Annotated in this window: 13 protein-coding genes; 4 read left to right on the top strand and 9 right to left on the bottom strand. The window is 73.9% G+C overall.

Features of this window, described 5'->3' with window-relative positions:
• Positions 1-45: 45 nt before the first annotated feature.
• On the bottom strand, positions 46-1,278 hold the full coding sequence (locus tag N7925_RS04720; RefSeq protein ID WP_274343134.1) for an aminotransferase class I/II-fold pyridoxal phosphate-dependent enzyme: 1,233 nt from the start codon (positions 1,276-1,278) through the stop codon (positions 46-48).
• A 329-nt stretch (positions 1,279-1,607) separates the two neighbouring features.
• Here N7925_RS04720 and N7925_RS04725 point away from each other — a divergent pair, with 329 nt between their 5' ends.
• The 3 genes from N7925_RS04725 to N7925_RS04735 all read left to right on the top strand — a co-directional run bounded on the left by N7925_RS04725 (position 1,608) and on the right by N7925_RS04735 (position 4,621).
• A complete protein-coding gene (locus N7925_RS04725; RefSeq protein ID WP_265598236.1) occupies positions 1,608-3,128 on the top strand; it encodes a bifunctional phosphatase PAP2/diacylglycerol kinase family protein in 1,521 nt (506 codons plus the stop codon).
• Positions 3,129-3,303: 175 nt separating this feature from the next.
• Positions 3,304-4,113, top strand: a complete 810-nt coding sequence (locus N7925_RS04730; protein ID WP_265598237.1) for a class I SAM-dependent methyltransferase — start codon at positions 3,304-3,306, stop codon at positions 4,111-4,113.
• A gap of 154 nt (positions 4,114-4,267) precedes the next feature.
• Positions 4,268-4,621 carry a VOC family protein gene (locus tag N7925_RS04735; protein WP_265598238.1) on the top strand — a complete coding sequence of 118 codons (354 nt, stop codon included), beginning with the start codon at positions 4,268-4,270 and terminating at the stop codon, positions 4,619-4,621.
• Positions 4,622-4,644: 23 nt separating this feature from the next.
• Here the strand turns inward: N7925_RS04735 and N7925_RS04740 are convergent, their stop codons facing one another.
• The 8 genes from N7925_RS04740 to N7925_RS04775 form a co-directional block, all read right to left on the bottom strand.
• Entirely contained in the window at positions 4,645-6,630 is a 1,986-nt protein-coding gene (locus N7925_RS04740) for a DUF5107 domain-containing protein (RefSeq protein WP_274343135.1), read from the bottom strand.
• A gap of 143 nt (positions 6,631-6,773) precedes the next feature.
• Complete coding sequence (locus N7925_RS04745) at positions 6,774-7,682, bottom strand: arginase family protein (protein WP_265598240.1); 909 nt, start codon at positions 7,680-7,682, stop codon at positions 6,774-6,776.
• 91 nt (positions 7,683-7,773) lie between these two features.
• The gene (locus N7925_RS04750; protein WP_265598241.1) at positions 7,774-8,013 is read right to left on the bottom strand and encodes a LapA family protein; all 240 of its coding nucleotides are present in this window, start codon (positions 8,011-8,013) and stop codon (positions 7,774-7,776) included.
• A 138-nt stretch (positions 8,014-8,151) separates the two neighbouring features.
• A complete protein-coding gene (locus tag N7925_RS04755) occupies positions 8,152-9,909 on the bottom strand; it encodes a CocE/NonD family hydrolase (RefSeq protein ID WP_274343136.1) in 1,758 nt (585 codons plus the stop codon).
• A 220-nt stretch (positions 9,910-10,129) separates the two neighbouring features.
• Positions 10,130-11,092 carry a S66 peptidase family protein gene (locus tag N7925_RS04760; RefSeq protein ID WP_443032115.1) on the bottom strand — a complete coding sequence of 321 codons (963 nt, stop codon included), beginning with the start codon at positions 11,090-11,092 and terminating at the stop codon, positions 10,130-10,132.
• Positions 11,089-13,104, bottom strand: a complete 2,016-nt coding sequence (locus N7925_RS04765) for a prolyl oligopeptidase family serine peptidase (RefSeq protein ID WP_274343137.1) — start codon at positions 13,102-13,104, stop codon at positions 11,089-11,091. Before N7925_RS04765 ends, N7925_RS04760 begins: the two co-directional genes overlap by 4 nt.
• A 42-nt stretch (positions 13,105-13,146) precedes the next feature.
• Positions 13,147-14,490: a M20/M25/M40 family metallo-hydrolase gene (locus tag N7925_RS04770; RefSeq protein ID WP_265598245.1), complete on the bottom strand. Its 1,344-nt coding sequence runs from the start codon at positions 14,488-14,490 to the stop codon at positions 13,147-13,149.
• Positions 14,483-15,316 (bottom strand): M55 family metallopeptidase, encoded by an 834-nt coding sequence (locus N7925_RS04775; RefSeq protein ID WP_265598246.1) that lies wholly within the window; start codon positions 15,314-15,316, stop codon positions 14,483-14,485. Before N7925_RS04775 ends, N7925_RS04770 begins: the two co-directional genes overlap by 8 nt.
• A gap of 180 nt (positions 15,317-15,496) precedes the next feature.
• On the opposite strand from N7925_RS04775, the gene N7925_RS04780 reads away from it, so the two are divergent.
• Entirely contained in the window at positions 15,497-16,885 is a 1,389-nt protein-coding gene (locus N7925_RS04780) for a PP2C family protein-serine/threonine phosphatase (RefSeq protein WP_274343138.1), read from the top strand.
• The last annotated feature ends 82 nt before the right edge of the window (positions 16,886-16,967 follow it).

Raw genomic sequence — 16,967 nt, forward strand, 5'->3', positions numbered from 1 at the left:
CCCTCCGGGCGACGCCGGGACCGCGACGACAGGGCCTGGCCGTGCTCAGCGCAGCGCGCCGAACACGGCGGCGAAGCTGTCCAGCGCCCGCGCCACGTGCCCGATCTCCAGGGGATCGGCCGCGGTGAGGGACTCCGTCTGCTGCTGCGGTGTGGCGCCCAGCAGCGGCCCGGTGCCCAGGCGTACGCGCAGGGCGCCCAGCTCGTCCCCGAAGCGGTGTCCGCCCGGGGCGGGTGCGCCGAGCCGGCCGGTGAGGTACTCCTCAAGCTCCATGGAGTCCGTCACACCCACGTCCGCCAGCCGCGAGCGCAGCGGCCCCAGGTCGGCGTAGAGGTGGCGGCCCGCCTGTGGCGGGCGGGCCAGCGCGCCGGAGCCGAGGACCGCGCGGTGGGCGGCGGCGGCGACCTGGGCCTGGAGCGCCGCGGCGCGCCGGGCCCGCTCGCGCACGGACTCCGGCTCGCCCAGGGCGTGGGCGGCCGCGTGGGCGACCGGAGCCGCGACGAGGGCGCCGAGCGCGGTGAGGATGTCCAGGGTGCGGGCGTGCCGGACGGCGGCCCGGGCGGTGTCCGGGAATCGGGCGACGGCGACCGGCCAGGCGGCCGGTACGAGGGCTCCGGACAGGTCGGCGATCACCGTGACGTCGTCCGGGCACATCTCGGCGGGGCTGAGCAGAACGGTGTCGCGGGGCCGGTGCACGGTGTCGCGCCAGGTCTCGTCGCTGATGATGTGCAGCCCTTCCCCGACCGCGGCCTCGCACGCCTCGTGGACCAGCTCGGGCGGGGCGACGGTGGCCGTGGGGTCGTCCACGACGGACAGCAGCAGCAGTTTCGGCCGGCCGCCCTCGGCACGGACCCGGCGGACGGTCTCCAGCAGGGCGTACGGGTCGGGCACGCCGCCGCATTCGGCCGGGGTCGGCACATGGTAGGCGGGACGCCCCAGCAGGCGGGACTGCGGCATCCAGAAGGCGGGGCAGGGGCGCGGCATGAGGACGTCGCCGCCGTGGGCGCCGATCAGGGCCAGGAGGAGCGGCTGGGCGCCGGGGGCGGCGGCGATGCCGCCCGCCGCCCCGTGCAGTCCCCGCCGGTCCCAGTAGCCGCGGGCCGCCTCGCGCAGCCGGGCGCCTCCGCCGGGGGGTTCCGGGCGGGTCCGGGCGGAGGCGGCTGCGAGGACGGCGGCCAGTTCCGGGAGGACCGGGAGGCCGGGATCGGGGGCGGGCGGCCCGTAGCGGACGGGGCCGTGGTCCTCGTGCGCGGGTGCGTGGTCCTCGGTCCCGTGCATCCGGCCCTCCTCCGCCGCTCTTCGCTTCCTCGCTCCGCGTCCGCGGAGTCTCCGGCGTCTTCGCCGCGCCGTCCGGAACATCTGGTCCGGGTCCGGGTGCTCCGGTCGCTGTTCGTTCTCCGGGTCGACGGCCCCTGGCTTCTTTATGTCGACGGCCCCTGGCTTCTTTATACGGAGGTTCCGGACGGCCCGCCCGCCCAGTCGCGCGCCCGCTCCCGGGGGCCGTCGCCGGGTTGGCTGTTCCGCCGGCCGGTGGCGGCACGTGGCCGGGGTCTCAGCGCGCCTGTTGGTTCAGCGTGGCCCTGCCGGGTATTCGCTGATCCATGTCCATGTCCTCACCGAGAACCTCACCCGCCACCGTCAACACCACCGCTCCCGCCGTCGCCCGGTTGCGCGGCTGGCTGCAGGAGCGTGACCTGGCCGTCTTCCGGAGCGTCGCGGACCGGCACTGGCCGGGCGCCGATCCGCTGCTGCCGAAGCTGAGCCGGAGCGCCAACCACGGGCTGCTCTGGTTCGGGGCGGCGGCCGGGATCGCGGCCCTCGGCAGCAGTGCGCGCTCACGCCGGGCCGCGCTGCGCGGGGTTGCGTCCCTCGCCGTGGCCTCGGTGGCGATCAACACGGTCGGCAAGGGCGCGGTGCGCCGCGAGCGGCCGATAGCGGACCTGGTGCCGGTGGTGCGGCAGCTCAAGCGGCAGCCGATCACCACCTCCTTCCCCTCGGGCCACGCGGCGTCGGCGGCGGCCTTCGCCACCGGGGTGGCCCTGGAGTCCAAGGGCTGGGGCGCGGTCGTGGCCCCGGTCGCGCTGGCCGTGGCCGCCTCCCGTGTCTACACCGGGGTGCACTATCCGAGTGATGTGCTGGCGGGTGCGGCGCTCGGCGTAGGGGCCGCGTTCGCGCTGCGCGGGGTCGTGCCCACCCGGGGCCAGCTGCCCGCTCCCGGCCGCCCGCCGGGCGAGGCCCCGGCGCTGCCCGCCGGGAAGGGCCTCGTCGTGGTGGTGAACCAGGAGTCGGGCACGGCCACCGCGACCGCGTCGCTGGTGCGCGAGGCGCTGCCCGCGGCGGAGGTGGTGGCGGTGCCGCCGGAGGAGCTGTCGGCCGCGATGGAGAAGGCGGCGGGGCGGGGACGGGCGCTGGGCGTCTGCGGAGGCGACGGCACGGTGAATCTGGCGGCCTCCGTGGCGGCGACGCACGGGATGCCGCTGGCGGTCTTCCCCGGCGGGACGCTGAACCACTTCGCCTACGACCTGGGCATCGAGACCGTCCACGACACCGCCGCCGCCCTCGCCGCGGGCGATGCCATCCGGGTGGACCTCGGCCGCTTCCGGCCGGGGCCCAAGGGTGCGGACGGGGCGGACGGGTATTTCCTCAACGCCTTCTCGCTGGGCGCCTATCCGGAACTGGTACGGACCCGGGAACACTGGTCGCCGCGGATCGGCGGCTGGCCGGCCGGCGTGCTCGCGGCCTTCCACGTGCTGCGTGGCCGACAGCCGCTGGAGGCCGAACTCCAGGGACGCAGGCGGCCGTTGTGGCTGCTCTTCGTCGGCAACGGACTCTTCCAGCGGGTGGGCCCCGCTCCGGGGCGCCGCCACAACCTGGCGGACGGGCTGCTGGACGTCCGGGTGGTGCACGGCGGCCGGACACCCGGGTTGCGTCTGCTGGCGGCGGCGGTGGCGGGACCGCTGACCCGCTCCCCCGCCCATGCCGCCGTGCGGCGGCGGCGGATGCGGATCGGCGGCCTCGCGCCGGGGACTCCGTACGCGTACGACGGTGAAGTGGCCCACTCCGGAACGGAACTGACGATCGACAAGCTGCCGGAGGCACTGACCGTCTACTGCCCGATGCCGATCTGACCACCCAGGCCCCCCTCCGGACGGGACCAGGTCGGCCCCTCGGGCAGCGCCCACCGGCCCCACCACCATGTCGTCCGCATAGCAAGACGCCTATCTCATCATTCGACATGGCGGCGTACGGTGGTTCCTGTCGCCGCGCCCGTCGGCGCGAGGTTTCGGGAAGGGAAGCAACGCCATGCCGAAGGAGACCGCCGTGTACACGCACGGCCACCACGAGTCGGTCCTGCGCTCGCACCGCTGGCGTACCGCCGCCAACTCGGCGGCGTACCTCCTCGGCGAACTCCGCCCCGGTCTGGCCGTGCTGGACGTCGGCTGCGGCCCCGGGACCATCACCGCCGATCTGGCCGCGCTGGTCGCCCCGGGGCGGGTCACCGCGGTGGACACCACCGAGGACATCCTCGGCCAGGCCGCCGCGGTGGCCGCCGAACGGGGCCTGCACAACGTCGCGTTCGCGGTGGCCGACGTCCACGCCCTGGACTTCCCCGACGACTCGTTCGACGTGGTCCACGCCCATCAGGTGCTCCAGCACGTGGGCGACCCCGTCCAGGCCCTGCGTGAGATGCGGCGCGTCTGCCGTCCCGGCGGGGTGGTCGCGGCGCGGGACAGCGACTACGCGGCGATGACCTGGTATCCGGAGACCCCCGGCCTCGGCGAGTGGCTGGAGGTTTACGGCCGGGTGGCCCGCGGCAACGGCGGCGAGCCCGACGCCGGCCGCAGGCTCCTCTCCTGGGCGCGGCAAGCCGGATTCACCGACATCACCCCCACCGCGGCCGCCTGGTGCTTCGCCACCCCGGAGAGCCGCGCCTGGTGGAGCGGCCTGTGGGCGGACCGTACGACGGACTCGGTCTACGCCGAGCTGGCGGTACGGGGCGGGCACGCGAGCGCCGAGCAGCTCACGGCCATCGCCGGGGCGTGGCGCTCCTGGGGCGAGGAGGGCGACGGCTGGTTCATGGTCCCGCACGGCGAGGTGCTCTGCCGGGCGTGAGGTGAGCATGCGCCGGGCGTGAGGTGAGGAGTGGCCGGCGTGAGGTGAGGAGTGGCCGGCGTGGGGTGAGGCGGTGCGGTACGGGGCGAAGAGGGGGATCCGGCCCGCCCGGAACCGATCACACCGGTGGCGGCCGCCAACTACCCTCGTAGGCATGGAGATCCTCGGAACCACGCTGCGTATCTGCGTCGACGACCTGGAGGCCTCGGTGGCCTTCTACGAGGGGCTGACGAGCACGTCGGCCCTGCGCTATGAGCGCGGTGGGGTGTCGGTGGCCGCGATCGGCTGCTTCCTGTTGATGAGCGGGCCCGAGTCGGAGCTGGAGGTGCTCCGCAAGGTGGGCGCGACCATCGCCGTCAAGGACGTCGACGAGGCGAACGCCGCGCTGACCCGGGCGGGCGCGCGGGTCATCGCGGGACCGGTGCCGACCCCGGCGGGCCGTAACCTCATCGCGCTGCACCCGGACGGCTCGGTCTTCGAGTACGTGGACCGCAACGTCACCGTCTGACCGGCCGCCCGGGTGCGAGTCGGTCACTCCTGGGGCGGGCGCATGCGGAAGTCGTAGGCGTCCGGCAGCGGTTCGTCGCTGAGGGACGCCCACAGCTCGCCGAGGATGCCGGCCCCTTCGCGCAGGTCGGCGACCTCGAATCCGGCGTCGAAGATCTCCCGGGCCGCCCCGGTGTCTCCCTCGGCGACCAGGGTCCGGGCGAGAAGCAGCCGGAAGCGTCCGCGCTCACGGATCCCGCCCGGAAGCCCGGCCAGCAGCGCCCGGGCCGCCCCGGCCCGGCCGGCCGACAGGTGGGCCTCGACGGTCTCGCGGGCCAGGGCGACGAGGAGGGCCGTGCCCTCCGCCGACGCCGTGAGGTCCTCCGCTCCGGGGGTCCCGAGGTCCGCGAAGGCCTCGGCGTACAGTTCGGCGGCGTGGGCCGGCCTGCCGCTCTCCTCGGCGGCGACCGCGAGGCAGCGCAGCAGGGGCCAGCGCGGCGCGGGGCCGCTCTCCAGGCCGCGTTCCCAGCTGCGGACGGCCTGGGCCCGGTCATCCGCGTGCCACTGCGCGATGCCGAGGTGGTATTCGGTGTGCGGGTCGGCGTCGGCGGTCTCCAGCATGTCCCGCCAGGGCGGTGAGACCGGTGTCGGGCCGGGTATACCGTCCGGGTCCGGCTTCGGCAGGGTCCCGTGCTCCAGCAACTCCCGCCAGGGGGCCTGCTGGGCGCCGATGGCGGCGGCGGGGAACGGGGTGCCGGGCAGCCGGTGGCCGCCCCGCAGCACCTCCAGCGCGCCCCAGCCGGAGCCGGTGGCGATCACTTCGCCCGGTTCGGCGTCGGCGTGCGGCAGCCAGGCGGCGTACGCCTCGTCCACCGCGCCGCGCGGGAGAGCCTCCTCCAGCCGCGCGGCGGCCTCCTCGGTGGCCGCGGCCCAGTCCCGGCCGTGCACGGCGGCCGGGTCCGCGGAGAGCGGACCGTAGGACTCCAGCCAGCTGAACGCGGCGCCCGCCTCCAGCGGGACGTGCTCCAGCTGGGTGCGGGACAGCCCGGCCTGGATCTCCACGTAGCCGCCGTTCCCGGGCCCGTTCAGCCACTCCTGCCAGCGGCGGCCGCCCCTCCCGTGGCCCCAGCGGAACAGTTTGCGGCCGCGCAGCAGGTCGGTGGAGGTCTGGGCGAGTCCGTGACCGTCCTCGTCGAGCGCGGCGATCCAGCGCCGGGCGCCGTCGGGCAGCTCGTAGAAGTGGTCGGCGGGGTACTCGGAGCGCAGTGGATAGGTGTGGTCGAGGCCGCCCGACTCCGGGACGCCGACCCGGGTGAGCGCGTGGTCGTAGCCGAAGTGCCAGGCCTCGTCGGCCGGGGCCAGGACGCGGGTACCCGCGGTCTCCGGGACGGCGGTGTTGGACCACCAGTAGACCGGTGCGGGCTGTTCGTGCGGGTTGCGTATCCGCACGCCGACGTGGAGGAAGTCGGAGTCGTCGGGGAGCCAGAGGTCCACCTGGAAGGGCAGGTCGCGCAGTCGCTCCCATTCCCAGAGCCGGACCATCGTGGAGCCGTCGGGGGCGGGCACCAGCGCGGCGTGGAGCGGTGCGCAGGACAGGGTGGTGTGGCCGGTGGCGCCGATGTTCCACTCGATCCCGCCGGAGAACCAGGCCCCGTTGAGGGCGAAGGCGGCGGGCTGGAGGACCGGGTTGCGGTGGAGCAGTTCGCGACCGGTGGGCTTGTGGTGCAGGGAGTGGATCCGGCCGCCGAGTCCGGGCAGCACGGTGACGCGCAGCCGGGCGTTCTCGATGACGACGGCGTCGATGCCGGTGGGGGTGCGCTCACGTCCGTAACCGTCGAGCAGCCGGGTGGGCAGGACGGTGCGCAGCGGCCGGTGGCCCAGTTGCCGGGCCATGTCGCGGGGCAGGCCGGCCCGTTCCCGGGGGTCGAGCACGGGCGGCGGGGCGGGCGTCCGCAGCGGCGGGAGCGGGTTCTCCGGCCCGAGCGGCGCTGCGGGCAGGTTCAGTACGGCACGTCGTACGGTCGTGGCCAAGGCACCCTCGTTCCCTCGCTGCGGGCCGCCGCAGGTCCGGGCGCCCCCCGGTGACCATGGAACACGCAGGTGGCCGCGTGGGCCAGAGGCCCGTCGGCCGGATTTCCGCGCGCTCGGGGTCCGCCCGGGCCCCGCACGGCGCGTCAGCCGTCCGTGGCGGTGTCCGTGAACGCGTCGACGACGAGGTCGGCGAGCAGCGCGCCCGCCGTGCCGTCCGGGTCGAGATCGGGGTCGTAGATGGTGACGTTCAGCCCGACGCAGCGCGGGGAGGAGACGAGCGTGCGCAGCAGCGGGGCGAGTTCGTGCGGGAGGAGGCCGCCGTCGTCGGGGCTGTCGACGGCGGGCATGACGGCCGGGTCGAGGACGTCGGCGTCCAGGTGGACCCAGTAGCCGTCGAGTGCGGGGGTCTCCAGGCTCTCCACGGTGGCCCGCGCGAGGACGTCCGCGCCCCACTCGCGGATCTGCCCGACGGTCGCGTGGGGGATCTTCAGCGCGGCCAGTTCGGCCTGGTCCTCGTCCTCGTCCCGCATCCCGAAGAGGCGGACGTCCTCGTCCCTGAGGTAGGGGCCGAGCCCTTCGAGGTCGCTGAGGTCCGCCTGGCCCCGGCCGGTGGCGATGGCCAGTTCCTCGCCGCCGGCCGCGCCGATCCGGTCGCTGTTGCCGGAGTGGCGGAAGTCCGCGGATCCGTCGACGGCGGCGAGTCCGTACCGGCCGAGGCGGCGCAGGGCGAGGGCGGCGCCGAGTTGGATGGAGCAGTCCCCGCCGAGGACCAGGGCGAACTCCCCGGCCCGTACGTGGCCTTCGATGCGGTCGGCGAGGGTGCGGGTGTACCGGGCGATGGCGGCGGCGTTGAACACCCCGTCGCCCTCCTGCCAGTCGCCCAGGTCGTAGCGCGGCGGGACGACGACACCGCCCTCCAGAGCCCCGAGGCGGCGCACGATCCGTTGTTCGCGCAGGGCGCCGGCCAGTTTGTAGCAGCCCGGGACGGTGCCGGGGGCCGGCGGGCGCAGCCCGAGGTTGGAAGGGGCGTCGAGGACCACGATCGTGCGCATACGCCCCATCCTCGCCGCGGCGGCCCGGGCCCTCAAGCGGTTCCACCGTGCCGGTTTCAGCGTGCGGGAGGAGACCGATGCGGGGCCGCCGTCACTTGCCCTTTCGGCGGAAGAGATAGCCGCCGCAGCCGAGGCCGATCAGGAACATGGCCAACAGCGCGAACCAGAGGGGCATGGTCACCTCGGGGATCAGCACCCGGATGGTGACCTTGTCCGTGTTCACGCAGATGAACACGGCGACGAGCACGACCACCACGGCGACCAGGATGCGCCCCGGGGTGAGCCACCCCGTGCCGCGCCCGCTGCCGCTCGATACGTCCTTGGGGCTCATGTTCCGCCCTTCCGCTCGCTCCTCGCCGTCCGGCCCGCCCGTCGGGCACGCGACCGCCCCCCGGAGTCCCAGCATGTCCGGCTGCCGGGTTCGGAGGGCGGTGATGTACGGCCGTTCGGGTGAACGCCGTGGCGGGCGTCAGCCGGCCGGGACGACGGGGAGTTCCAGTACGCCGGTGTCCTCGGGGGCGTGGACGACGGTGACGGGCTTGACGCCCCGGTTGCCGAAGTAGGCGGTGTCGCTGGCGGCGATCACGAACTCCAGGCGGTGCCCCTTCTCGTACCGGTGGACGATGCCGGGCAGCTCCACCGTGAAGGGCCGGGTGACGTCGGGGACCCGGACCGGGGAGACGAGCCGGTTCACCAGCGTACGGCTGCCGTCGGGCGCGACGTCGTAGACCTTGGCGAACAGGACGAGCTTGTCGGAGGCGTCGCCGCTGTTCTGGACCCGTTCCGTCTTCGGCGAGAGGACTTTCAGGGTGGCCCGCGGCGCGCCGACGACGTCGAGGGGCTCGGTGAGGGGTTCGCCGCGCCAGCCGAGGTAGGTGCCTCCGGTGTCGTACGGTTCGGGGTCGGGCAGTCCGATCAGCGGGGCGATGGAGCTCTCGGAGTGGCTCGTCGGCACCAGCCAGTTGGTGTACTGACGGCTGCCGCGCGCCACCTTGGAGCGGTTGTCGACGAGTTTGCCGTCGCCGGAGAGGTACAGGGTCCGGGAGAGGGCGGGGACGTCGGCGGCGGAGCCGTAGCCGCTGCGCCAGTCGCGGTAGTAGGAGAAGGCGGGCCCGGTGTCGGTGTCCGTCTTGCGGTGGAGGTAGCGGTCGAACCAGGCCAGTACCCGTTGTCCGACGTGGCTGGTCTCCAGATTGCCCTGGCTCAGGTCGAGTTCGCCGGGGACCTGGCCGCCGCTGTGCCCCCAGGACTGCCAGATCATCTTGGTCTCGGTGCCCTGTGCCTTGAGCGCCCGGTAGGTGGCGGTGGCCTCGTTGAGGTTGAAGAGGCTGTCGGCCTGGCCCTGGACGATGAGCGTGGGGGCCTTGACCCGGTCGAGGTAGGAGACGGGCGAGACGCTGCGCGCGTACGCGAGCATCTCCTGGGTGCGGTCGGCGGGGTAGCGGCCGGAGTTGAGCAGCCGGATGGTCTCGCAGGCCCTGGTGGCGAAGTGCAGGCAGTCCAGCCGGTTGATGCGGGAGGGGTCAAGGCTCGGGTTGAGGAGCGGCTGGCCCTCGCCGATCAGGTAGAAGCCGTTGGTCCACTGCCACTTGAAGACGCCGGGGGTGTCGGAGGTGACGCCGGTGCGCGCCCCGGTGTTGTTGGGGGCCAGTGCGTAGCCGAGGTCGTTCCAGGTGATCAGCGGGACGAGGGCGTCGACCCGGGGGTCGACGGCGGCGGTCGCCAGCTGGATCGCGCCGCCGTAGGAGCCGCCGATCATGCCGACCCGCGGGTCGCCGTCGGCGTCCCTGGTGACGAAGTCGGCCCGGGTACCGTCGTCGGCCGCGCGAACTCCCCCGAGGAAGTCCAGGAGTTCGCTCGCGGCCTTTCCGTCGATGGCGGGGTCGTCGAGGGTGATCAGGCAGCCGGACCCGCCGAAGCCGAGGCCCGAGTAGACGAGCCCGACATAGCCGCGCTCCGCGAAGGCCTTGCCGATGGTGTCGGTGGAACCGTCGGACTTGCTGCCGCCGAATCCGTTGGTGGCGAGGACCGCGGGGGCGGGGCTGTCCGCGTCGGCCCCGGCGGGCCGGTAGAGGTCGGCGTCCACGGTGCAGGTGCGGTCGCCCGCCTCGACGGTGAACTCCAGCGGGGTGACGGTGTACGGGCCGGCCTCGGCGTGGGCCGGGCCGGCGAGGACGAGGGGGGCGACGAGGGCCGCCCCGGCGACCGCCACGAGCGGGCCGCGCACTCTGGAAACAGCACCTGACACGAAGACCTCCACACCGAGGACAACTTACCGGCCGGTAAGTATTGGGCCGCGCTCATGCTGTGACACAGCTCATGGCCGTGTCAACGTATCGGTCAGCGGTTCTTGACGGATGTTCACGTCTCGCGGGAGAACGCGCACATCCTCGCGCCCGCGCGGACAGCGGCGCGGGCGCGAACAGGGGCGGAAGGGCCGAGGAGGTTCAGCGCAGGGCGGGGGTCTCGACGGTCAGCGTGCAACGCCCGCCGCCCGCCGGTGCGTCGAGCACCGCGGGCACGCCCAGCGGAATCGTCAGCGCGGTCGGGCCGTGGCCAAAGCCCAGCTCCTCGACCACGGGTATGCCCAGCGGGCCGAGCCGGTCGGCGAGCACGGCGCGGATCTTCTCGTACGGGCCGCACTCCTGCCAGGAGCCGCAGGCCACCCCGGCGACTCCGTCCAGGGCTCCGGTCCGCAGGAGCCGGGTGAGGATGCCGTCCAGCCGGTAGGGCTCCTCCCCGGTGTCCTCGATCACCAGCAGTCCGCCCCGGGCGTGGGCCCGGCCGCCCGGGGCGCCGGTTCCGGCGGCGAGCAGGCTGACGCAACCGCCGTACAGGACGCCCCGCGCCCGGCCGGGGACCAGGGCCCCGGCCGACTCCAGGCCGAGGGTGGTGACGGTCTCCGGGGCGAGGAGCGTGGCGCGGAGGTGCTCGCGGGTCACCGCGTCCCCGAGGAACGTATCGGTGGCGATCATCGGCCCGTGCAGGGTCGCGAACCCGGCCCGCAGGGCGAACGCCTCGTGCAGCACCGTGATGTCGCTGTAGCCGACGAACACCTTGGGCCCGGCGGCCCGCACCGCCGCCCAGTCGACCAGGTCGGCCATCCGGTGGGCGCCGTATCCGCCCCGGGCGCAGAGCACGGCCTCCACCGTGGGATCGCACCAGGCCCGCTCGAGGTCCTCCGCGCGGCCCGCGTCCGACCCGGCGAGATAATCCAACTTCGGGTGCAGAGTACGGACATGGGCACCGACGACAGGGTCGAGTCCCCAGTCGCGCAGGACGGCGAGGCCCTCCTCCAGCCGGTCGGCGGGGACGGGGCCGCTGGGCGCGACGACGGCGACCCGGGAGCCGCGCCGCAGCCGGGGAGGCCGGGCGAGGGGCATCGCCGGGCCGTGGGCCGCACGGGTCACGTGGTCAGCTCCAGCGGCGGCACGTCGGGGCGGTCGATACCGAACGTCTGCGCGTAGAGGGAGAGTTCGGCCTCCAGTGCGCGGACCAGGGTCTCCACGCGCCGGAAGCCGTGGCCCTCCCCCTCGAAGGCGAGGTAGGCGTGGGCGACGCCCCGGCCCCCGATGGCTGCGAGGAACCGCTCGCACTGGGCGGGCGGGCAGATCACGTCGTCCAGGCCCTGGAGCAGCAGGAAGGGGGTGTCCAGCCGGTCGGCGCGGTGGAGCGGTGAGCGTTCCCGGTAGCGCTCGGGCACCTCGGCGAACGGGCCGACGAGGGACTCCAGGTACTGCGACTCGAAGTCGTGGGTTCCGTCCGTGGCCCACCCTTCGAGATCCAGGACCGGGTAGAGGATCGTCCCGCAGGCGTAGATGCCGGTGCTGGTCAGCGATGCGGCGGCGGTCCAGCCGCCCGCGCTGCCGCCCCGGACGGCGAGCTTGTCCGGGTGGGCGGCACCCTCCTCGACGAGGGCCGAGGCGACGGCCGCGCAGTCGGCCACGTCGACCACGCCCCACTGGCCGCGCAGGAGTTCGCGGTAGCCGCGGCCGTAGCCGGTGGAGCCGCCGTAGTTGACGTCGGCCACCCCGATGCCGCGCGAGGTGAAGTAGGCGATCTCCAGATCGAGGACGAGCGGTGCGTGGCCGGTGGGCCCGCCGTGGGCCCGGACGACGTACGGGGGCTTCTCGCCCTCGGGGCCGGTGCGGTCGGGGCTGTGCGGCGGGTAGATGTGGGCGTGGATCTCGCGGCCGTCGGGGCCGGTGAAGGTGCGGTCCTCGGGCACCGGGTAGTACGCGGGGTCGACCGCGTCCCGGTGGGGTGCGCCGATGACGCGGGTGTGCCCGGTCGCGGTGTCCAGCTCGACGATCTCGGGGCCGCTGCGGGGGCTCGCCGCGACGCCGACGACCCGGCTGCCGTGGACGGCGAGCGTGTCGGCCCAGGCGGTCCAGGGGCCCGGCACGTCGGCGAGTTCGCCGGTCTCCGGGTCGAGGATGCCGAGCCGCATGCCGCCCCTGCCGTGCAGGACGGCGATCAGCCCGTTGTCCAGCGGGTGGAACCAGCGCAGCCCGATCTTCCAGAGGGCTCCGCCGAACTCCTCGCCCCGGGGCGGCAGAAGGCGGCTGCTGGGGACCGCACCGCCGGGAGGCGCGTCGGGGCGGATGCGCTGGAGCTCCCACCAGTCGGCGAGATCGGAGACGAACAGGAGGCTGCCGTCGCGGTCCCACTCCACCTGGCAGACCGATTCGTCGAGGTCGCCGACGAGAGGCCGTACGCCGGTGAACCCGCCCGTTCCGTCGATGTCCGCCAGCATGACCACCGTGCCGTCCCACGGCATCCGGGGGTGGTCCCAGGCGATCCAGGCCGCCCGCCGCCCGTCGTGGGAGACCTTGGGGCCGGTGACGAACCGGTGCCGGTCGTCGGAGAGTTCACGGACCGCCGCCCGGTCGTCGGCCGCCGAGCCGTCGAGCGGCACGGCGGCGACGACGCGCCGCACGTCGGTGGGCGCGGGCCCGGTGAACTCCTCCAGCACGCACCAGACCTCGCCCGCCGCCCCGTGCTCCGGGCGCACCTGCGGGTCCACCCAGCGCAGCCCGCCGCCGACGTCGGAGACGGGGGTGAGCGGCCACGGCTCGTCGGGCCCGTCAGGGGCGTAGGCGTACAGCCGTTGGTCGGTGAAGTGGACGAACACCACGAGGAGTTCGCCGTCCTCGCGCACGGTGCCCGCCCAGGGCTGTCCGCCGTACTCGATCACCCGGCTGCGGGTGTTCCAGGGGGCCGGCAGCACGGGGGCGGTGGTGCCGTCGGCGCGGCGGCGCATCAGGGCGCGCCGCCCGTCCTCGGCGGGGCGCGGCTCGGTCCACCACACCTCGTCCCCGATGGTGCCGAGGTGGTCGGGGCGGCCGTCGTGCGAGGCGGCGAGTGCCGCGTCGACCGGCGACGGCCAGGTTCCGTACGGGGCTGCTGGCACGGTGTTCACGTAGGTCGGTCCCCCCGGGGCGCGGATCGGGTCGGCAGGCGGTCAGGCGGTGCGCAGGTAGTGGTCGAGCACGCGGACGCCGAAGTGGAGGGCGTCGACGGGGACGCGCTCGTCGACGCCGTGGAAGAGCCGCTGGTAGTCGAAGCCGACGGGCAGCTTCAGCGGGGTGAAGCCGTAGCCGGTGATGCCGAGGCGGGAGAACTGCTTGGCGTCGGTGCCGCCCGACATGCAGTACGGGACGGTGTGCGCGTCCGGGTCGAACCGCTCGACGGCGGCGCGCAGTTTGGCGTACGTCGGGGAGTCCACGGGGGCCTCCAGGGCCGTCTCGCGGTGGTAGAACTCCCAGGAGACCGAGGGGCCGGTGAGCCGGTCCAGGGTCGCGTGGAACTCGTCGTCGCCGCCGGGGACCATGCGCCCGTCGATGAAGGCGGCGGCGTGGCCGGGGATGACGTTGACCTTGTAGCCGGCGTCCAGCATCGTCGGGTTGCTGCTGTTGCGGACGGTGTTCTCGACCAGGGACGCGGCCGGGCCGAGCTTGCCGAGGAGTTGGGCGACGTCGAAGCCGGGGTCGTCCAGGTCGGCGGTGATGCCGTGCAGGGCGGCGATCTCGGTGATCGCGGCGCGGACGGTCGGGGTGAGGCGGATGGGCCACTCGTGCTCGCCGATCCGGGCGACGGCGGCGGCCAGGGTGCTCACCGCGTTCTCCCGGTTGACCTTGGAGCCGTGCCCGGCCCGGCCCTCGGCGGTCAGCTTCAGCCAGCCGGTGCCGCGCTCGCCCGCGGCGATCGGGTACAGCGAGAGACCGGGGCCCGCGTGGAAGGTGAAGGCCCCCGACTCGCTGATGCCCTCCGTGCAGCCCTCGAACAGCTCCGGGTGCTGATCGGCGAGGAAGCCGGAGCCGTCGGCGGCGCTGTCCTCCTCGTCGGCGGTGTACGCGAGGACGATGTCGCGCCGGGGGCGGAAGCCCTCGCGGGCCCAGCCGCGTACGACGGAGAGGACCATCGCGTCCATGTTCTTCATGTCGACGGCGCCCCTCCCCCACACGACCCCGTCGCTCACCTCGCCGGAGAAGGGGTGCACGCTCCAGTCGGCGGGCTCGGCGGGCACCACGTCGAGGTGGCCGTGGACGAGCAGCGCGTCGGCCGACGGGTCGGTGCCGGGGATCCGGGCGACCACGTTGGTCCGGCCGGGGGTCCGTTCCAGCAGCGTCGGCTCGATTCCGGCGTCGGAGAGCCGTTGGGCGACGTACTCGGCGGCCGGCCGCTCCCGGCAGTCGCCGCCGCCCCGGTTGGTGGTGTCGATGCGGATGAGTTCGGAGGTGAACGTCACCACCTCGTCGAGCGCCTGCCGGTCAACGGGTCCGAGCAGGTCGGGGGCGTCAGCCATACTGTTCCTCCACAGCGGCCGACACGATCGTCGTCACCGCCTTGAACGTGCGAATTCCTTCGTACATCGTCGCGCTGGTGTACGCGACCCGCCTCTCCCCGCTCGGCGCCACGCCGGGGACCACGGTCGCCGCGGCTGCCAGATGTTCGGCGTCGAACTCCAGCTCGATGGTGAACGCGTTCCCGGTGACGGGGTCCCGACGCCCCGCGAGCGCGGTGGCCGTCTTCGCCGCCGCCCTGATGTCGGCGGCGGTACGGGCGGGGGTGCGGCACACCGCGGCGTAGCGGGAGACGTAGTCCTTGACGGCTACCTTCCGGGCGTCGGGGGCGTATCCCTGGGCGTCCACGCAGGTCAGGTCGTCGCCGGTGACGAGGACGACGGGCACGCCGTACTCGGCGGCGACCTGCGCGTTGAGCAGCCCCTCGCTCGCGCGGACGCCGCCCAGCCAGACGCCGGTGATGGAGTTGGCGAGGTAGGTGTGGGCGAGGACGCCCTCCGTGCCGGCTCCGGTGTGGTAGCCGACGAAGGCCACCGCGTCCACGTCGCCGTGCTGGATGCCCTCGACCATGGACAGCGACTTGTGCTTGCCGGTGAGCATCTGGACGCGTTCGTCCATCTGCTCCAGCAGCAGGTTCCGCATCGACCAGTGGGCCTCGTTGACGAGGACCTCGTCGGCGCCGCCGTCGTAGAAGCCGAGCGCGGCCGCGTTCACGTCGGAGGTGAACATCGACCGGCAGCGCTCCCACTGCGGCGTCCCCGGCAGCACGTCGGCCGGCCAGGTCACTCCGGTGGCGCCTTCCATGTCCGCGCTGATGAGGATCTTCATGCCGCCACACCGTACGCGCCGTGGGCGGCGCGGGCCAGGGAGGGGCGGCCCGTCAGAGGTCCAGTCCGCCGAAGGTCCCCTTGATGCCCCGCATGCCCGTAGCCCCCGCGTGCTGAAGACTGAAAGGGGCCCGCCGACCCACATCCCCGGCGTCACGTGCGAGAAGGGCGAGGAACCAGTATGTGCGCGAAGCAGGATGACGCGGATGCCCCGCCTCGCCACGGGTCCGGCACGGAAGGGGACGCGGACGGCTCGGATCCCTTCGAGGTGGACGAGGAGGTCCAGCACGCCCTGGACCGGCTCACGCTGCTCATCAACGCGGCAGAGGCCCTTTCCAGCACGCTCGAGGTGGACCAGGGGCTCCGTCGGCTCTGCCGCACGCTCGTCCCCGGCCTCGCCGACTGGTGCGCGGTCGACCTGCTGGACGACCATGGACGGCTGCGCAGGATCGTCGTCGAGCACCGGGACGCCGATGTGACGTCCCCGGGCCTGGACGAGGGGCTGCTGCCTCCGGCCGAGGGGTCGGCGGCCTCGGTCGCCCGGGCGCTGCTCGGTGTGGGTCCCGTACTCCTCACGGACTTTCCCCCGCCGAAGGACGAGGATGACCCCCTGTACCTCCGGGAGAAGCAACTTTTCGAGCGGCTCGAGGCCGACACGGCGGTCGTCGCCCCGCTGAGAGCCCGGCGGCAGGTGTTCGGCGTGCTGACCCTGGCCCGTACGCGCAGGGAGGTCCGGCTGACCGAGGACACCCTCTCCCTCGTCGAGGACCTCGCCCACCGCGTGGCGCTGGCCGTCGACAACGCGCGCCTGCACGCCGAGGCCCAGCACACGGCCGAGCGGTTGCAGCGCTCCCTGCTGCCGGAGCTGCCCACGGACGGGCCGCTCGAAGTGGCCGCCCGGTACCAGCCCGCGAGCACCACCGCGCGCGTCGGTGGCGACTGGTACGACGCCTTCGTGCTGCCGGACGGAGCGATGACGCTGATCATCGGCGACATCGCGGGGCATGACCTGCGGGCCGCGGTCATGATGAGCCAGACCCGCAACATGCTGCGCGGCATCGCCTGCGACCGCAAGGAACCGCCCGGCAAGATCCTCGCCAGGCTGGACGCGGCCCATCACATCCTCTATCCCCATCAGACGCTGACCTGCGTCTACGCACTGATCGAACGGATGAGCGCGGACGAGCCGTGGCTGCTGCACTACGCGGTCGCGGGCCACCCCGCCCCCCTGCTCGTGACGCACGACGGGGAGACCCGCTTCCTCACCGGTGGCCGCAGCGTCATGCTCGGGGTGGAGCCCGAGGTCCATCGCCCCGCCGAGACCGACACGCTGCCGCCCGACTCGACCGTGCTGCTCTACACGGACGGCCTCGTCGAGCGGCGCGAGGAGGACCTGGGCCGGGGTCTGGCGCGCCTGCGGCAGCACGCGGCGGCCCTGGCCCGCGAGCCGCTCACGACGTTCTGCGACGAGATCCTGGAAGGGATGGCCGGAGGCGGCTCGGACGACGTCGCCCTGATCGCGGTCAGAACGGCGCCCCCGCATGCCGGGCCCACCATGGCCACAGCCTGAGCAGCCCCGGGTCTCTGCCCACCGCTGCTGGCCACATGCTCATTCCACTTGCCTGGGCAACGAATTTTTGTTGACCAGGCAA

Source organism: Streptomyces sp. CA-278952 (assembly GCF_028747205.1).
GTDB lineage: Bacteria > Actinomycetota > Actinomycetes > Streptomycetales > Streptomycetaceae > Streptomyces.

What these genes read in the sequence shown, in the direction of transcription:
- N7925_RS04720 (WP_274343134.1), bottom strand. Translation starts at nt 1,278, where the DNA reads ATGCACGGGACCGAGGACCACGCACCCGCGCACGAGGACCACGGCCCC.
- N7925_RS04725 (WP_265598236.1), top strand. Translation starts at nt 1,608, where the DNA reads ATGTCCTCACCGAGAACCTCACCCGCCACCGTCAACACCACCGCTCCC.
- N7925_RS04730 (WP_265598237.1), top strand. Translation starts at nt 3,304, where the DNA reads ATGCCGAAGGAGACCGCCGTGTACACGCACGGCCACCACGAGTCGGTC.
- N7925_RS04735 (WP_265598238.1), top strand. Translation starts at nt 4,268, where the DNA reads ATGGAGATCCTCGGAACCACGCTGCGTATCTGCGTCGACGACCTGGAG.
- N7925_RS04745 (WP_265598240.1), bottom strand. Translation starts at nt 7,682, where the DNA reads ATGCGCACGATCGTGGTCCTCGACGCCCCTTCCAACCTCGGGCTGCGC.
- N7925_RS04750 (WP_265598241.1), bottom strand. Translation starts at nt 8,013, where the DNA reads ATGAGCCCCAAGGACGTATCGAGCGGCAGCGGGCGCGGCACGGGGTGG.
- N7925_RS04770 (WP_265598245.1), bottom strand. Translation starts at nt 14,490, where the DNA reads ATGGCTGACGCCCCCGACCTGCTCGGACCCGTTGACCGGCAGGCGCTC.
- N7925_RS04775 (WP_265598246.1), bottom strand. Translation starts at nt 15,316, where the DNA reads ATGAAGATCCTCATCAGCGCGGACATGGAAGGCGCCACCGGAGTGACC.
- N7925_RS04780 (WP_274343138.1), top strand. Translation starts at nt 15,497, where the DNA reads ATGTGCGCGAAGCAGGATGACGCGGATGCCCCGCCTCGCCACGGGTCC.